The organism is Streptomyces sp. NPDC002643, from assembly GCF_053592555.1.
This window is the reverse complement of the sequence record NZ_JBSFVY010000002.1, coordinates 218007-231119: the sequence shown is the minus strand read 5'-3', so window position 1 is coordinate 231119 and position 13113 is coordinate 218007. Positions and strand designations below refer to the sequence as shown.

At 68.6% G+C, this 13113-nt stretch carries 13 protein-coding genes and 1 pseudogene; 7 read left to right on the top strand and 7 right to left on the bottom strand.

What is annotated here, in order from left to right; genetic code table 11:
- Positions 1–168 precede the first annotated feature (168 nt).
- Both ACWD4G_RS03575 and ACWD4G_RS03570 read left to right on the top strand, forming a co-directional pair.
- Complete coding sequence (locus ACWD4G_RS03575) at positions 169–345, top strand: hypothetical protein (protein WP_451290519.1); 177 nt, start codon at positions 169–171, stop codon at positions 343–345.
- 101 nt (positions 346–446) lie between these two features.
- Positions 447–1313: an aKG-HExxH-type peptide beta-hydroxylase gene (locus ACWD4G_RS03570; RefSeq protein WP_451290517.1), complete on the top strand. Its 867-nt coding sequence runs from the start codon at positions 447–449 to the stop codon at positions 1311–1313.
- A gap of 7 nt (positions 1314–1320) precedes the next feature.
- Here ACWD4G_RS03570 and ACWD4G_RS03565 read toward each other — a convergent pair whose 3' ends face one another.
- Both ACWD4G_RS03565 and ACWD4G_RS03560 read right to left on the bottom strand, forming a co-directional pair.
- Positions 1321–1590 carry a pentapeptide repeat-containing protein gene (locus ACWD4G_RS03565; protein WP_451290515.1) on the bottom strand — a complete coding sequence of 90 codons (270 nt, stop codon included), beginning with the start codon at positions 1588–1590 and terminating at the stop codon, positions 1321–1323.
- A gap of 557 nt (positions 1591–2147) precedes the next feature.
- A complete protein-coding gene (locus tag ACWD4G_RS03560) occupies positions 2148–3434 on the bottom strand; it encodes a hypothetical protein (protein WP_451290513.1) in 1287 nt (428 codons plus the stop codon).
- Positions 3435–3690: 256 nt separating this feature from the next.
- Between ACWD4G_RS03560 and ACWD4G_RS03555 the strand changes: the two genes are divergently transcribed.
- Positions 3691–4470, top strand: a complete 780-nt coding sequence (locus tag ACWD4G_RS03555) for an HAD-IIA family hydrolase (protein ID WP_451290511.1) — start codon at positions 3691–3693, stop codon at positions 4468–4470.
- A 130-nt stretch (positions 4471–4600) separates the two neighbouring features.
- Here ACWD4G_RS03555 and ACWD4G_RS03550 read toward each other — a convergent pair.
- The 3 genes and pseudogenes from ACWD4G_RS03550 to ACWD4G_RS03540 form a co-directional block, all read right to left on the bottom strand.
- Positions 4601–4978: pseudogene (locus ACWD4G_RS03550) on the bottom strand (TIGR01457 family HAD-type hydrolase); the annotation flags it as partial.
- A 187-nt stretch (positions 4979–5165) separates the two neighbouring features.
- Positions 5166–6026, bottom strand: coding sequence for a cell wall protein (locus ACWD4G_RS03545; protein ID WP_451290510.1), 861 nt, complete (start codon positions 6024–6026; stop codon positions 5166–5168).
- A gap of 341 nt (positions 6027–6367) precedes the next feature.
- Positions 6368–7516, bottom strand: coding sequence for an ROK family protein (locus ACWD4G_RS03540; protein WP_451290759.1), 1149 nt, complete (start codon positions 7514–7516; stop codon positions 6368–6370).
- A 311-nt stretch (positions 7517–7827) separates the two neighbouring features.
- Here ACWD4G_RS03540 and ACWD4G_RS03535 point away from each other — a divergent pair, with 311 nt between their 5' ends.
- The 3 genes from ACWD4G_RS03535 (at position 7828) to ACWD4G_RS03525 (ending at position 9743) form a co-directional block, all read left to right on the top strand.
- A complete protein-coding gene (locus tag ACWD4G_RS03535; RefSeq protein WP_451290509.1) occupies positions 7828–8931 on the top strand; it encodes a Gfo/Idh/MocA family oxidoreductase in 1104 nt (367 codons plus the stop codon).
- 138 nt (positions 8932–9069) lie between these two features.
- Positions 9070–9327 carry a type II toxin-antitoxin system VapB family antitoxin gene (locus tag ACWD4G_RS03530; protein ID WP_451290507.1) on the top strand — a complete coding sequence of 86 codons (258 nt, stop codon included), beginning with the start codon at positions 9070–9072 and terminating at the stop codon, positions 9325–9327.
- The gene (locus ACWD4G_RS03525) at positions 9324–9743 is read left to right on the top strand and encodes a PIN domain-containing protein (protein WP_451290505.1); all 420 of its coding nucleotides are present in this window, start codon (positions 9324–9326) and stop codon (positions 9741–9743) included. Before ACWD4G_RS03530 ends, ACWD4G_RS03525 begins: the two co-directional genes overlap by 4 nt.
- 23 nt (positions 9744–9766) lie before the next feature.
- On the opposite strand, the gene ACWD4G_RS03520 is transcribed toward ACWD4G_RS03525, so the two are convergent.
- Both ACWD4G_RS03520 and ACWD4G_RS03515 read right to left on the bottom strand, forming a co-directional pair.
- Positions 9767–10540 (bottom strand): YidC/Oxa1 family membrane protein insertase, encoded by a 774-nt coding sequence (locus ACWD4G_RS03520; RefSeq protein WP_451290504.1) that lies wholly within the window; start codon positions 10538–10540, stop codon positions 9767–9769.
- Between the two features lie 143 nt (positions 10541–10683).
- The gene (locus ACWD4G_RS03515) at positions 10684–11001 is read right to left on the bottom strand and encodes a DUF6412 domain-containing protein (protein ID WP_451290503.1); all 318 of its coding nucleotides are present in this window, start codon (positions 10999–11001) and stop codon (positions 10684–10686) included.
- A 409-nt stretch (positions 11002–11410) separates the two neighbouring features.
- Between ACWD4G_RS03515 and ACWD4G_RS03510 the strand changes: the two genes are divergently transcribed.
- Complete coding sequence (locus tag ACWD4G_RS03510; protein WP_451290501.1) at positions 11411–12970, top strand: beta-1,6-galactanase; 1560 nt, start codon at positions 11411–11413, stop codon at positions 12968–12970.
- Positions 12971–13113: the final 143 nt, after the last annotated feature.

The following is a 13113-nucleotide window of genomic DNA, read 5'->3' as shown; positions in this document are numbered from 1 at the left end:
ACACACACCAGTTCGACGCACGCCCCGCCTCATAGCTCCCTGCCCATCCGTCGTCCCCCGTACGGATGGGCAGGGTCCAACGCCCACCCCCGACCTTGGACGTCACAAGCCGGGCCAGGGGTGGGTCAGCAAGTGCAGAGCACCACTCGTCAAGCAAGGGAGAGCATCATGAGTCCTGCTCAGATCGCCCAGGCCGAGACGGCGGCCATGTCCCGCACCGTCCTGACCGACCTCGTGATCGCCGTCAAGGACGACCCGAAGGGCCTGCCGACCGTCATCCAGGCGCGGGTGCGGCGCTCCCAGGAGGCGGACAACGTCTGCATGATGGGCGGCTGGACCAACTAGTCCACCCCTCCGGCGCCGCGACGCGCTGACGCAACGAGTGCGCCCGGAGCGGGGCTTCCGTTCCGGGCGCACGGCCGGTCATCACTGAAGGAGCGATCCCCGTGCTTTTCCTGAACATCGGACACGCCTACGAGACGACGGCTCGCCTGGTCCACGCCCTGACCGGCGAGTACCCGGACGGCGCTGACAGCGTCCCGGCCGCCTTTCGGGGCGCCATCTCGCAGCTCCGCCCCATGCCGGCGGAGGCCGAGCGGTTCACCATCTCGTACGAAGACGGCGCCTGGGCCGAACACTGCCGCCAGGAGGGCATCTTCGCCCACATCGTCGGCCCCGCCACACCTTCGGACGGCCCGACGCGGGAAGACTGGGACTCGAAGGTCAACCAGGCCGTACAGCACATCCACGACCTGAACGGCGACCTGGGAAGCCTGGTCGATCTGCTGGTCACCGATGTCGTGGTCCTCAACTCCGGGCAGGACGGCGGAGGCAGCGCCAACAAGCTGCCCGGCCTGGTGGTCATGAGCCCTGGCGACCACTGGGACGTACCCGAATACGCGGAGTGCCTCGTGCACGAGGGTCTGCACACGGGCCTCTTCGTCCTGGACATGGTCGAGCCCATGTTCAACCTGTCAGCCCGAGAGCTGGAGAAGGACGAGTACCGCGCACTCTCCGCCGTCAAGATCGGCCAGAAGCGCCCGCTGCACGCCGCCTTCCACGCTGCCGTCGTGGCGGTCCCCCTCATGTACATGCAGCACGTTCGCGGCACAGGTGACCTCGTCGAGAAGTACGGGGCCTCGCTCCGTGACGCCTGCGCAGACATGCGCACCCAGCGGGAGCACTTCACCCCCTACGGGCAGATGCTGCTCGACGGGATGTGCGACTGGGCCGCGACCCTCGACTTCACGCAGGTGGCCCGCGCGATCTCCAGTCCGGAGTACGCGGGCCACAAGCCGACCGTGGCCGCCTGACGCGGGCCTACGGCTCGAACTGGATTCCCGCTTCGCGTGCAAGGCTCAGGGCCAGCTCCATCGACCCTGGGCCCTGCACTGTTGCGCCCTTAAGGCTGGCCGCACCGCCCACGTCAATGAGCGTGCAATTCTCGAACCGCACAACACCGCATTTCACGTTGGCGAATTGCGCCCCGGTCATGTCGCACTTCTCGAATTTCACGTTGTGCATCTCGGCCGACTGGAGATCAAGACCAGCGAGCTTGCAGTCACTGAATACGACGCTGTAGAGCTTCATGTGTCGAAGCATCGCGGGGGCACCGACGCACCCCTCGAACCGCACGTCTCGGAACGTGCCAGATTTCCATGACGAACCCGTCATACGGCTCCCGCTGACAGTGCACCGGATTAGAGACACGTCTTGTGCGACCACCTCGGCGAAGTCGCAGGTACTGAACTGTGAGTCACTCAACTGGCTTCTGACCAGGCGTGATCCAGTGAAACGAGAACTCTCGAACACGCACCCCTCGGCCTCTGCCGCCTCGACGTCAAGTCCCACAAAGGGCGTTCCGTCGTACCTGACACCCTTGATCATGGCGTCGTCTTCCAGGCCGTCTCTCGGCATCTCTGCTGGGCGTAGAGAAATCGGCATCCTTGGGGCCGTGGGATTCTTGATGTGCCGGACGCCTTGCCGAGTGACCTGGGCCATGTTGGTCCATCCAATTCTCGGAGTCGAGTGAATTCCGCACCACCATCGAGAGGTCTCGCGACAGTGGTGCGGAGAGACTCCAGAGTCTAGGGGAAATAGCCCGCGCCGTTGGGCAGTTGCGGGCCTCGAAAGGGTGGACCCGTGAGTTAGCTCTCCACTGTCGAGGTCGGCTCGACTTCCTCCGGACGGGCAGCCAAGACGGGGCTGACGGTCGCAACAGCGTCCTCTTCCCGGACGGGAGTTGCGAGGCCGACGACTTCGGGCGCCTGCTCATCCTCGGCAGGCGCATCGGGGGTTTCGACCGCCTCCGCGGCGACGATGGGGACCTCCGGGCCCATCTCCTTGCGGGCTTCGAGGACGACATCGACGACCTGCTCGATTGCGACCGTGGGCACCTCGCCGACGTGCTCGCACTTCTCCTTCTCCTTGGCGACGACCTCGCCCGTGCTGGTATCGATGGCGACCGTGGCCACGACCGGCTTCACGTCCGCCTCGGCGTTGAGCGGGGCGGAGATGACCGTCTTCACGGTCAGGTCTTCGGCGAGCGGCGCGGACATCATCATCATGACGTGACCGCGCTGTTCGACCGGTCCGACGACCGACACCTGTCCGGGCGCCGCCTGGTTCAGGAACTTGGTCACCTCGCTAGCCGAGTCGACGAGCGAATCCAGCGCGGGAGGGAGCACGGACTTGATGCCCGAGTCCTTCTCCTTCTCCTCCTCCTCGTAGTAGTTGTCACCCGAGGAGTCGTAGTACCCGTCGTCGGCTGCTTTGCCCTTGCCCTTGCCTTGCTTGCCCTTGCCCTGGGCGGGCTTCTCCTGGGCCTTGGCGGGCTTCTCGTCCTTCTCCTTGGCCATTGGCTTGGCCTGGCTCCTGCCGCCGGCGTTGGTGGTCCCCTCGACCTTCTCCTCGGCGAGACGTACCTGTTCGACCTTCGAGGTGGTCGAGGGCTGCACGGCCCGTATGTAGACCGGACCGTCCGGCACCTTCACCTCGCTGGTGTCAACCTGCACCTTGCCGTCCTTGGCGATACGGAGCCGCACCCCATCGCCGTACGCGAGCGCATAAGCCTCCGAGACCGAGAGACCGCGACGGCGGGCCTCGGCGATCAGCGCCTTGCGCTGCTCGTCGGTGAGCGGGACGCCTGCGATGCCGCCTCCGCCGTCGAGGTACGTCGGCTGGTAGCCGGGATCGGGAGTGTCCGTGTAGGCGTCGTCTTCCCGGACACCTTGAGGCTTGGCGGCTCGGATCGGCGCTGGGTCCTCGTTCAACGTGGCCCAGGTCAGAGTGCTGAAGACGCCTCCCACGAGGAGCGCGTAACTCGTGATGGCGGTCTTCCGGCTCGGTTCGCCTTTGGCCGGTAGCGCGAGGATTTTCCCGATGGGATGAGTGCTGATCTTCTCGTCGCTTGGCGACAGCGCATGACGGCCCATTGGTGAACCTCCCCCAACCGGAATGTGTTCTTCCGGTGAATCCAATCACGCCCCAGAAGATCGTTTTGCGGTGCAAACCTTGAACTTTGGACCGGATACGGTGAGCATGGTCACGTTTTGACTAGCCGGTATCCGGGGACGGGCATCCGAATATCGGACACATCCGACCACATCGGAATCGAACACGTGCCGGCGGTAATGTCTACGACGAGCGCAAGCCGCCTCGTCCAACGCGTCCGGCAGGAGAAACACCCCTATGGCAGAGCGCAAGCCGATCGAATCCTGGCTGACCGACATGGACGGCGTGCTCATCCACGAAGGCGTACCGATCCCAGGCGCCGACGCCTTCCTGAAGAAGCTCCGCGACTCCGGCAAGCCGTTCCTGGTGCTCACCAACAACTCGATCTACACGCCCCGAGACCTGGCGGCCCGGCTCTCCCGCATGGGCCTGCAAGTGCCGGCGGAGAACATCTGGACCTCGGCCCTCGCCACCGCGAAGTTCATGGACGACCAGCGGCCCAGCGGCACGGCGTACGTGATCGGCGAGGCGGGCCTGACCACGGCCCTGCATGATGTCGGGTACGTCCTGACTGACCAGGACCCCGAATTCGTCGTACTCGGCGAAACGAGGCAGTACAGCTTCGAGGCGCTCACCAAGGCCATCCGATTGATCAACAACGGCTCGCGGTTCATCGCCACCAACCCCGACAACACCGGCCCCTCACCCGAGGGCGCCTTGCCCGCCACGGGCTCGGTCGCCGCCTTGATCACGAAAGCCACGGGGAAGGACCCGTACTTCGTGGGGAAGCCGAACCCGCTGATGATGCGGGCCGGGCTGAACGCGATCGGCGCCCACTCGGAGACCTCGGCCATGATCGGTGACCGGATGGACACGGACGTACTCGCGGGCCTTGAGGCTGGCATGACGACGTTCCTCGTCCGCACCGGACTGACGACCGACGCCGACATTGCGCGGTACCCGTTCCGGCCCTCACACGTCGTGGACTCGATCGCGGATCTCGTCGACCAGGTGTGACGATCTTTCAGCAGACACAGAGAAGGCCCTCCCGGTATGTTGGGAGGGCCTTCTCTGATTGGTAGCTGACTGTAGGTCTACCTCTCACGGAGGGCGACAAACCGCAGGTCAGGGCAAAATATGTTTTGGGTGTGCGGGTCTCGCCGAGGACGACATAGTCCGGCTCGTGGTCGGTGAGGACGTATCCGATGTCGTGCAGGGCGGTGGTGAGCCCGGCCTCGCCGATGACGTACGCGGTGCCGCCGGGCCGCTGGTCGTCGAGGAACTGCGCGGTGGCGAGGGCGGAGGTCCAGATGTTCTCGACGGGGACGTCCAGGCCCATGCGGGAGAGGCGGGCGTGGAGGTCGCGCGGGGTGTAGATGGAGTTGTTGGTGAGGACCAGGAAGGGGCGGCCGGACTCCCGCAGCTTCTTTATGAAGGCGTCGGCGCCGGGGATCGGCACGCCCTCGTGGATGAGCACACCGTCCATGTCGGTGAGCCACGACTCGATGGGCTTGCGCTCTGCCATGTGCGATCTCCTGCCGTACGTCCGGGTTCGCCCCCAACCCTAGTGAGACGTGTTCGAAAGAGGGACCCCGATCTTGGCGGCTGAGACCGCCACCGGGGCCGTACGCCGGGACGTCCACCGGGGCCGTACGCAAGGCCGTACGCCAAGGCTGTCCGCAGGGGGCCCGTCAGGGCGGTCCACCGGTGCCTCACTCGGCGGCCCCACCGCCCCGGCTCCTCCTCCAGCCGACGGCCACCAGCAGCCCCCCGGCGGAGAGGAGCAACACCCCGGCCCCGTAAGCGCGAAGCCCCTCGGCCCCCGTCCCGGCCAACTCCAGACCGTCCGACCGCTCGTCTGCCCGCCCCTCACTCCCCCCGTCCCGCCCACTTCCCTCCCCGCTCCCCACAGGAGCCTCCGTCTCCTGCCTCACCCCTTCCTCTCCCCTTTCGCCTCGCCCTTCCCCTTCCTCCTCCGAGGGGCCGGGCTCTTCCCTGGGGCCGGGCTCCTCCGTACGGCCGGGGTCGTCCTCGTGGCCGGACTCCTCCGTACGGCCGGGGTCGTCCTCGTCCACGATCCGGAAGCGGTAGTCATCGGACTCCCCCACCCACTCGCTGTCGTCGCCGTGCCGCTCGACGATGGCCGCGCTGGCGACGATGTCGTTGGGGACGGCGGCGTCGGAGGTGATGGAGAGGCGGACCTTGACGGTGAGGGTCCGGCCGGGCGGCACGGTGAAGCCACGGCCCTCCTCGTCCAGTACGCCCACGAGTTCGTCCGAGTCGGTCTGCTCGAAGGTGACGGGCCGGGAGGTGGTCGAGTCGGCGTGCTCGTAGAACTCCAGCTGCGGCTGGGTCCGCTTCAGCGTCCGCGCCCCGTCGACGAGCACGACCACCGGGTGGATACGGGCACAGCGCCGGGTGGTGGTGTTGGTCAGCTCCAACGACCAGGTGTGGAATCCGCCGCCGGCGACATAGGTGTCGGGACCGCCCCGGATACGCGTACGAATCGGAAACTCAGCGCTGTCGGCACCGAGACAGCCGGGCCGTTCGTCGCTTGCGGCGAACGCGGGCACTGGACCGCCAACAAGGCCACCCGTCGAAACAACCACGAGGGCAAAACAAGCAATCAGTCGCATAAACACATAACCCTGCCGACGGCAGGGCACCACACGACCCGCCACGCCGGGGACCCCTCGGAAGGCCCCGACAGGTCCCCTCATTCAGCGCAACGAGAGGGCACTTTCAGACGCCGGGCGAGGCCAGCGGACCATATTGAGGGCCGAAGGCCCGAAAAAAGGGGCGCGGGGCTCTGCTGGATGTGCGGCTCCGCCGCGTGGGCGCGACCAGCCACGACGCACCCGCACCCGCCAACGAACCAACTCCCCCACGGCGAACAGGCACCCAAAAGCTACCCTCACCCATCCGCCCTCCCGAACAACGGCGCAAGCAACAACTGCGCCGCCCCCACCGCAACCCCCGCCAAACCGCCGGAGGCAACCCTCACCGGCACAGCCGGCTCCTCCCCCTGCCGCCGAGCCCACTCGTCCAGCACGGCCCCCACCCCGTGTACGAACACATCGGGCCGAGCCTCGATGGTCCGCCCCCCGAGCAGTACGAGTTCGATGTCGAGCAATCCCACAAGGTTCGCGGCCCCCGCCCCGAGCACACGGGCGGCCTCCTCCAGATCCCCCCGGCCCACCGCCGCGAGGCACAACGCCTCGATGCATCCCCGGTTGCCGCACCCGCACAACGGCCCGTCCAGTTGCACCACTTGATGCCCGAACTCCCCCGCCCGGGTACGGGCACCCCGGTGCACGTTGCCCCCGATGACGAGCCCGGCCCCCAGCCCCGTACCGAGATGGAGGTAGGCGAACGACCCGTGCGCCCCGGCGCCCGCCTCCGCGCTCTCGCCCGCCGCCAGCCCGAGGGCGGCCGCGTTGGTGTCCTTGTCCACGACGACCGGCATCCCCAGCCGCCGGGCCAGCGCGGCCCGCAGCGGAAACCCCTCGTACTCGGGAAACCCGGTGACCCGATGCAGCACACCGTGCAGATGATCGAGAGGCCCGGGCAACGCCACCCCGACACCGAGCACGGTGAGCCCGGGCAACGCCCCGCCCCCACCCACATCCGCACCGGCGCCGGCACCGGACCCCGCGCTCGCCAGCAGCGCCCCCACCTCCCGCGCCGCCCCCTCGACCACGGCGTCCGACCCGGCCCCCAGCGACAACGCCGCCCGCCGCTCGGCGACCACGGCCCCGGTCAGATCGCACAGCACGGCGATCAGTTCGTCCCGGTCCAGATGGAGCCCCACCGCGTGCCCGGCGTCGGGCACGAGCCGCAGTACGGTCCGCGGCTTCCCCCCGGTGGAGGCGCGCTGCCCCGCCTCGGTCAGCAACCCGTCCGCCCGCAACCGCGCGGTGATCTTGCTGACGGCCTGTGGAGTGAGCCCCGTACGCTCGGCCAGTTCGAGCCGGCTTATCCCGGCGGGCCCGGCGGTGCGCAGCAGATCCAGCACCAGCGCCCCGTTGTGACTGCGCAGCGCGAGCAGATTCACCCCGGACACCCCGGTACCACGCCGACCCCCGCGCTCGACCCCATTCCCGAGGCCGCGCTCGACCCCGTTCCCGAGGCCGCGCTCGGCTCCGTTGTCGAGACCGCGCTCGCCGCCGTTCCCAGGACCGTTCTCACTGCCGTTCTCGTGACCGCCCTCGCCCCGGTTGCCGTGGCCAAGCCGGTCCCCGTACTCGTAGCCGCGCTCGTACCCGTTCTCGCGGGCGCCGCCGCTCTCGTCCCCGCTGCCGTTGCCGTTGCCGTTCACTCCCCCATTGTCCTCCACCCTTGCACTTTGGCAACAGCGTTGCTTAAGTGGTCGGCATGACAGGTACCCCCGCGGGCAGCCACGCGCCCTCCGCTCCCCTCCGCGTCGCCCTGGTCGGTTACGGCCTCGCGGGCTCGGTCTTCCACGCCCCCCTGATCGCCGCGACGGAGGGCCTGGCCCTCGACACGGTCGTCACCTCCAACCCGGAGCGGCAGGCGCAGGCCCGCGCCGAGTTCCCGGACGTACGGCTCGCGGGCACCGCCGACGAGCTGTGGTCCCGTACGGACGAACTGGACCTGGTCGTGGTGGCGTCCCCCAACAAGACGCACGTACCGCTGGCGACGGCCGCCCTGGAGGCGGGCCTCGCGGTGGTGGTCGACAAGCCGATCGCCGGCACGGCGGCCGAGGCGCGCGCCCTCGCGGACCTCGCCGCGTCGCGCGGCCTCCTCCTCTCCGTCTTCCAGAACCGCCGCTGGGACAACGACTTCCTGACGCTGAGCGATCTGCTCGCCAAGGGCGAACTGGGCGAGGTCCGTCGCTTCGAGTCCCGTTTCGAGCGCTGGCGGCCGCAACTGAAGGGCGGCTGGCGTGAGTCCGGCGACCCGGCGGAGATCGGCGGTCTCCTCTACGACCTGGGCAGCCATGTCGTCGACCAGGCCCTGACCCTCTTCGGCCCGGCCACCCTCGTGTACGCCGAGTCGGACACCCGCCGCCCCGGCGCCGAGGCGGACGACGACACGTTCATCGCGCTGACCCACGCGAACGGCGTCCGCACCCACCTCTACATGTCCGCCGTCACACCCCAACTCGGCCCGCGTTTCCGGGTGCTGGGCTCCGAGGCGGGCTATGTGAAGTACGGCCTGGACCCGCAGGAGGCGGCCCTGCGCGAGGGCGAACGTCCCGCCGCCGGTTCCCCGTGGGGCCAGGAGCCCGAGTCGTCGTGGGGCCGTATCGGCGCGGGAGAGTCCCCGCTGACAGGCGCGGGCCGCCCGGTCCCGACCCTCCCCGGCGACTACCCCGCGTACTACGCGGCCGTCTCCGCCGCCCTGCACGGCACCGGCGAGAACCCGGTGACGGCCCATGAGGCGGCGGCAGCGCTGGAGGTCCTGGAGGCGGCGCGGAGGTCGGCGGCCGAGGGAGTGGCGGTGAGGCTGCCATGACTGCCGCAACTTCCGGGACGGTAGTTCAGCGCGACCGCGACACCACCGTACGTAACCGTCCAGAGGAGTTCGATACCGTTCGATAGCCACGAAGCGATATCATCGTAACGTTACCCGCACTCGGCGAAAGGACTTGACATGTCCCGCACCGTCATCGACCTGGACGACCGGATCGTCGCGGAAGCCATGCGCATCTACGGAACGACGATAAAGGCCAAGGCAGTCCGCATGGCGATGGAGGACGCCGTCAAGCGTCATCTGCGCCGGGAGTTCGCAGAGGCGGTCAAGAGCGGTGAACTCGACTTCAGCGAAATCGTGGCCACGACCGGCCCCAAGGACTTCGACGGCATCGAGAGCTCGGAAGCCGCTCCGGACTCAGGTGGAGCTGCCGCGTGAGCGACCGGTTCCTCGTCGACAAGTCCGCCCTCAGCCGATGGAACCAGCCTGCCGTAGCCGCTGTACTGAGCGATCTGGACGACCGGGGCCTTCTGTCGATCTGTGCCCCGGTCGAGTGGGAGATGGTCTACAGCGCCCGGAACAAGGCCGATGGTGAGCGGACCCGCCTCCTGCTCTACGGCTTCGCCCTCCTCCCCACTCCGGACGACGTGTGGGACCGGGCCCTCGCAGTGCAGCGTGAGGCGCTCGCCCGCGGCTTCCATCGCTCGTTGTCCATGGCCGACCTACTGATCGCCGCCACGGCCGAGCCCAACCGCCTCACTGTGCTGCACTACGACGGCGACTACGACGCCATCGCCGCCATCACGGGGCAACCCACCCGCTGGGTCGTACCCCCAGGCACTGCCGATCGCTGACCCACGGCGGCAACGGCGCCGGGCTACTTGGCCGGAGCGGGCGCGGCCAAAGGCTCCGCCGGAGTGATCGGATACAGGAACGCCCGCTCCACCGCACTCCACGTCGTACTCGTCACCACATACAGGGCCGCCGCCAGCGGTACCACCGCCACGGTCATCAGCGTCAGGAACGACATGAACGGCATGATCTTGCCGACGGTCGCCATGCTCGCCGCCATCCCCGGCACCTGCTCGTCCCCGAGGGCGATCGGCGCACCGGCCGGACTGGCGGCCATCATCAACTTCGTACGCCGGTAGTTGAAGCTCGCGACCCCGATGACGATCACGAACAACCCGACGTACACCAGCCCCTGCGCCCCGAACACCCCGCCCGCACCGAGCGCGTCGAACCAGCGGTCGCCGAGCGGCGCGGCGAACAGCTTGTGTGTGAGCAGGGCGTTGGCCTCCCCGCCGATCTCCTTGTTCGAGAACAGGTGGTAGAGGAGGAAGAACGCCGGCAGCTGGCACAGACTCGGCAGACACCCGGAGAGCGGCGACACCTTCTCCTCCCGGTGCAGTTCCAGCACCGCCTTCTGCAGCTTCTCGGCGTCCTTGCCGTGCTTCTCGCGCAGCTCGGCGATCTGCGGCTGCAACGCCGCCCGCGCCCGCTGCCCCCGGGCCGCCGCCCGGGACAAGGGGTGCACGAGCAGTCGTACGAACGCGGTGAACAGAACGATCGCGGCGGCCGTCGCGGAGGCGCTGAACAGCGGTTCGAGCAGTTCGGCGAGGCGCGCGACAAGGTCGGCGAATACGGACATGGGTGAGCCCTCCAGGGGTCTCGTCGTGCCGGGAAAGTCAGACTTCGGAACGTCGGAGCGCTCGGAACTTTCGGAACGCTCGGAACTTTCGGCGCGACGGCCCGCACGGCGGCGGCAGCCCCGAGGGGCCGGCCCCGGCCGCCCTACGCGGTGACCGTCAGGAGGGCACGCCCGGGCGCCCGGGGACGCGTACGACCGCGTGCGTCGGGGTCCCGTTGCGACAGGAAGGCGGTACGGCGCTCACGGTCCCGTATCGCCGTACGCACCCGGGTCGGCGGTACGACGGGAGCGCAGCGCGAGGCGATGACGGCACAGGCCACGAACGCGGAGCCGGCCGCGGCGGTGGCGGTGGCCGCGAAGGCGACGGCGGCGGCGAGGGTGCCGGTGTCGAGGACGGCGACCTGGAAGAGCAGCAGCAGAAGCACGGCGACGGGCCGTGGACCGCCCCAACTCCGGATCATGCCGCCTCCTTCCTCTCCCGACCGTTCGTCGGACCGCTGCTCCGAGCCGTGCCGCTCGCCCCCATTCACAGGCCGTCGACCGCACCCGATATCAGGCCATCGGCCGGACCCGGTCTCAGGTCGTCGGCCGCACCTGGTCTCCGACCGTCGGCCGCACCCATTCGCACACATGCTCTCACGCCTGCGCGGCCGACCCCCGTCCCGGCGGGCCCGGCCAGGTATGCCCCTTCCTCCTCCCCTTCTCACAACCCTTGAAAGAAATCGAAGAAAGCGCTGTCAGAACTCTCGACAACCCCACGGTTCACACCTGACCCTTCCGAAAGACGACCGCTCCCCACGGGCCCCCACCCCACGGCCGTCCAAGTCCCCTGCCCGGCGTTCCTCGGCACCCGCCTCCCCCGGAGCTGACATGACCGCATCACAGTCCCCATCCCCGTCCCCGTCCCCCTCCTCTCCCTCCCCCTCCCCTGAGTCCCCGAAGGACCGCTCCCCGGCGTTCGGCCGAAGAGCCCTGCTGGCGGCGGCCGGCGGCGCGCTGGCGGGCACGGCGCTGGGCACGGGCACCGCCCACGCCGACGCGACGATCGCGATCACCCCGTCCACGACGTACGGCACCTGGGAGGGCTGGGGCACCTCGCTCGCCTGGTGGGCGAACGTCTTCGGCGCGCGGGACGACTTCGCCGACCTGTGGTTCACCACGAAGACGACGACGTACAACGGCACGGCGCTCCCCGGCCTCGGCATGAACATCGCCCGCTACAACCTGGGCGCGTGCAGTTGGAACGCGGTGAACGGCGAGTCGATGGTCGAATCGGCGAACATCCCCGCGTTCAAACAAATAGAAGGCTTCTGGCAGGACTGGAACAACGAGGACCCCACCTCCTCGGCCTGGGACTGGACGGCGGACGCGAACCAGCGCGCGGCCCTCAGCAAGGCGGTCGCCCGAGGCGCGACCACGGAACTCTTCGCCAACTCCCCCATGTGGTGGATGTGTCTGAACCACAACCCCTCGGGCGCGGCGGACGGCGGCAACAACCTCCAGTCCTGGAACTACCGCCAACACGCTTCCCACCTCGCGGCGGTGGCCCTCTACGCCAAGAACAACTGGGGTGTGAACTTCGCGACGGTCGACCCCTTCAACGAGCCGGCCTCCTCCTGGTGGACCGCGACCGGCACCCAGGAGGGCTGCCATATGGACCCGGCGGTCCAGGCGGCCGTACTCCCGTACATGCGCAGCGAGTTGGACAGCCGAGGCCTGACCTCCGTCCGTATCTCGGCCTCGGACGAGACGAACTACGACACGGCCCGCTCGACCTGGGCGTCCTTCAACTCCACGACCAAATCCCTCGTAAGCCAGGTGAACGTCCACGGCTACCAGGGAGCGGGCGGCCGGAGAGACTTGCTGTACACGGACGTCGTATCGACCTCCGGCAAGAAACTCTGGAACTCGGAAACGGGCGACAGCGACGGCACGGGTTGGACCCTCGCCCGGAACCTCTGCTACGACTTCCGCTGGCTGCACCCCACGGCCTGGTGCTACTGGCAGGTGATGGACCCGACGACGGGCTGGGCGATGATCGCGTACGACGCGAGCACGCTCCAGCCGACGACCGTCCAGACCAAGTACTACGTGATGGCGCAGTTCAGCCGCCACATCCGCCCGGGCATGACGATCCTGGACGCGGGCTCCAGCTACACGGCGGCAGCGTACGACGCGACGGCGAAGCGCCTGGTGATCGTGGCGATCAACACCGCCTCCTCCGCCCAGACCTTCACCTTCGACCTCTCGGGCTTCACGACGGTGACGGGCGGTACGGGCGGCCTGGTCCCCCGCTGGAACACCCACACCTCGGGCGGCAGCGACCGTTACACGGCGTACTCGGACACGTACCTGAACGGCAAGTCGGTGGCGGTGTCGTTCGCGGCCGGGGCGGTACAGACGCTGCAGATAGACGGGGTGACGATCTAGCCGAGGGCAAGCCGGACGATGTGGCCGAGGGCAAGCCGGGCGATCTGGCCGAGCACAGGCCGGGCGATCTGGCCGAGCACAGGCCGCCCGAGGACGACCTCGGGGCGTGGCCTCCCTCCTCATACCCCGGGGGCGCGGTGGGG

What these genes read in the sequence shown, in the direction of transcription:
- ACWD4G_RS03520 (WP_451290504.1), bottom strand. Translation starts at nt 10,540, where the DNA reads ATGTCCGTATTCGCCGACCTTGTCGCGCGCCTCGCCGAACTGCTCGAA.
- ACWD4G_RS03510 (WP_451290501.1), top strand. Translation starts at nt 11,411, where the DNA reads ATGACCGCATCACAGTCCCCATCCCCGTCCCCGTCCCCCTCCTCTCCC.
- ACWD4G_RS03560 (WP_451290513.1), bottom strand. Translation starts at nt 3,434, where the DNA reads ATGGGCCGTCATGCGCTGTCGCCAAGCGACGAGAAGATCAGCACTCAT.
- ACWD4G_RS03530 (WP_451290507.1), top strand. Translation starts at nt 9,070, where the DNA reads ATGTCCCGCACCGTCATCGACCTGGACGACCGGATCGTCGCGGAAGCC.
- ACWD4G_RS03555 (WP_451290511.1), top strand. Translation starts at nt 3,691, where the DNA reads ATGGCAGAGCGCAAGCCGATCGAATCCTGGCTGACCGACATGGACGGC.
- ACWD4G_RS03565 (WP_451290515.1), bottom strand. Translation starts at nt 1,590, where the DNA reads ATGAAGCTCTACAGCGTCGTATTCAGTGACTGCAAGCTCGCTGGTCTT.
- ACWD4G_RS03575 (WP_451290519.1), top strand. Translation starts at nt 169, where the DNA reads ATGAGTCCTGCTCAGATCGCCCAGGCCGAGACGGCGGCCATGTCCCGC.
- ACWD4G_RS03515 (WP_451290503.1), bottom strand. Translation starts at nt 11,001, where the DNA reads ATGATCCGGAGTTGGGGCGGTCCACGGCCCGTCGCCGTGCTTCTGCTG.
- ACWD4G_RS03535 (WP_451290509.1), top strand. Translation starts at nt 7,828, where the DNA reads ATGACAGGTACCCCCGCGGGCAGCCACGCGCCCTCCGCTCCCCTCCGC.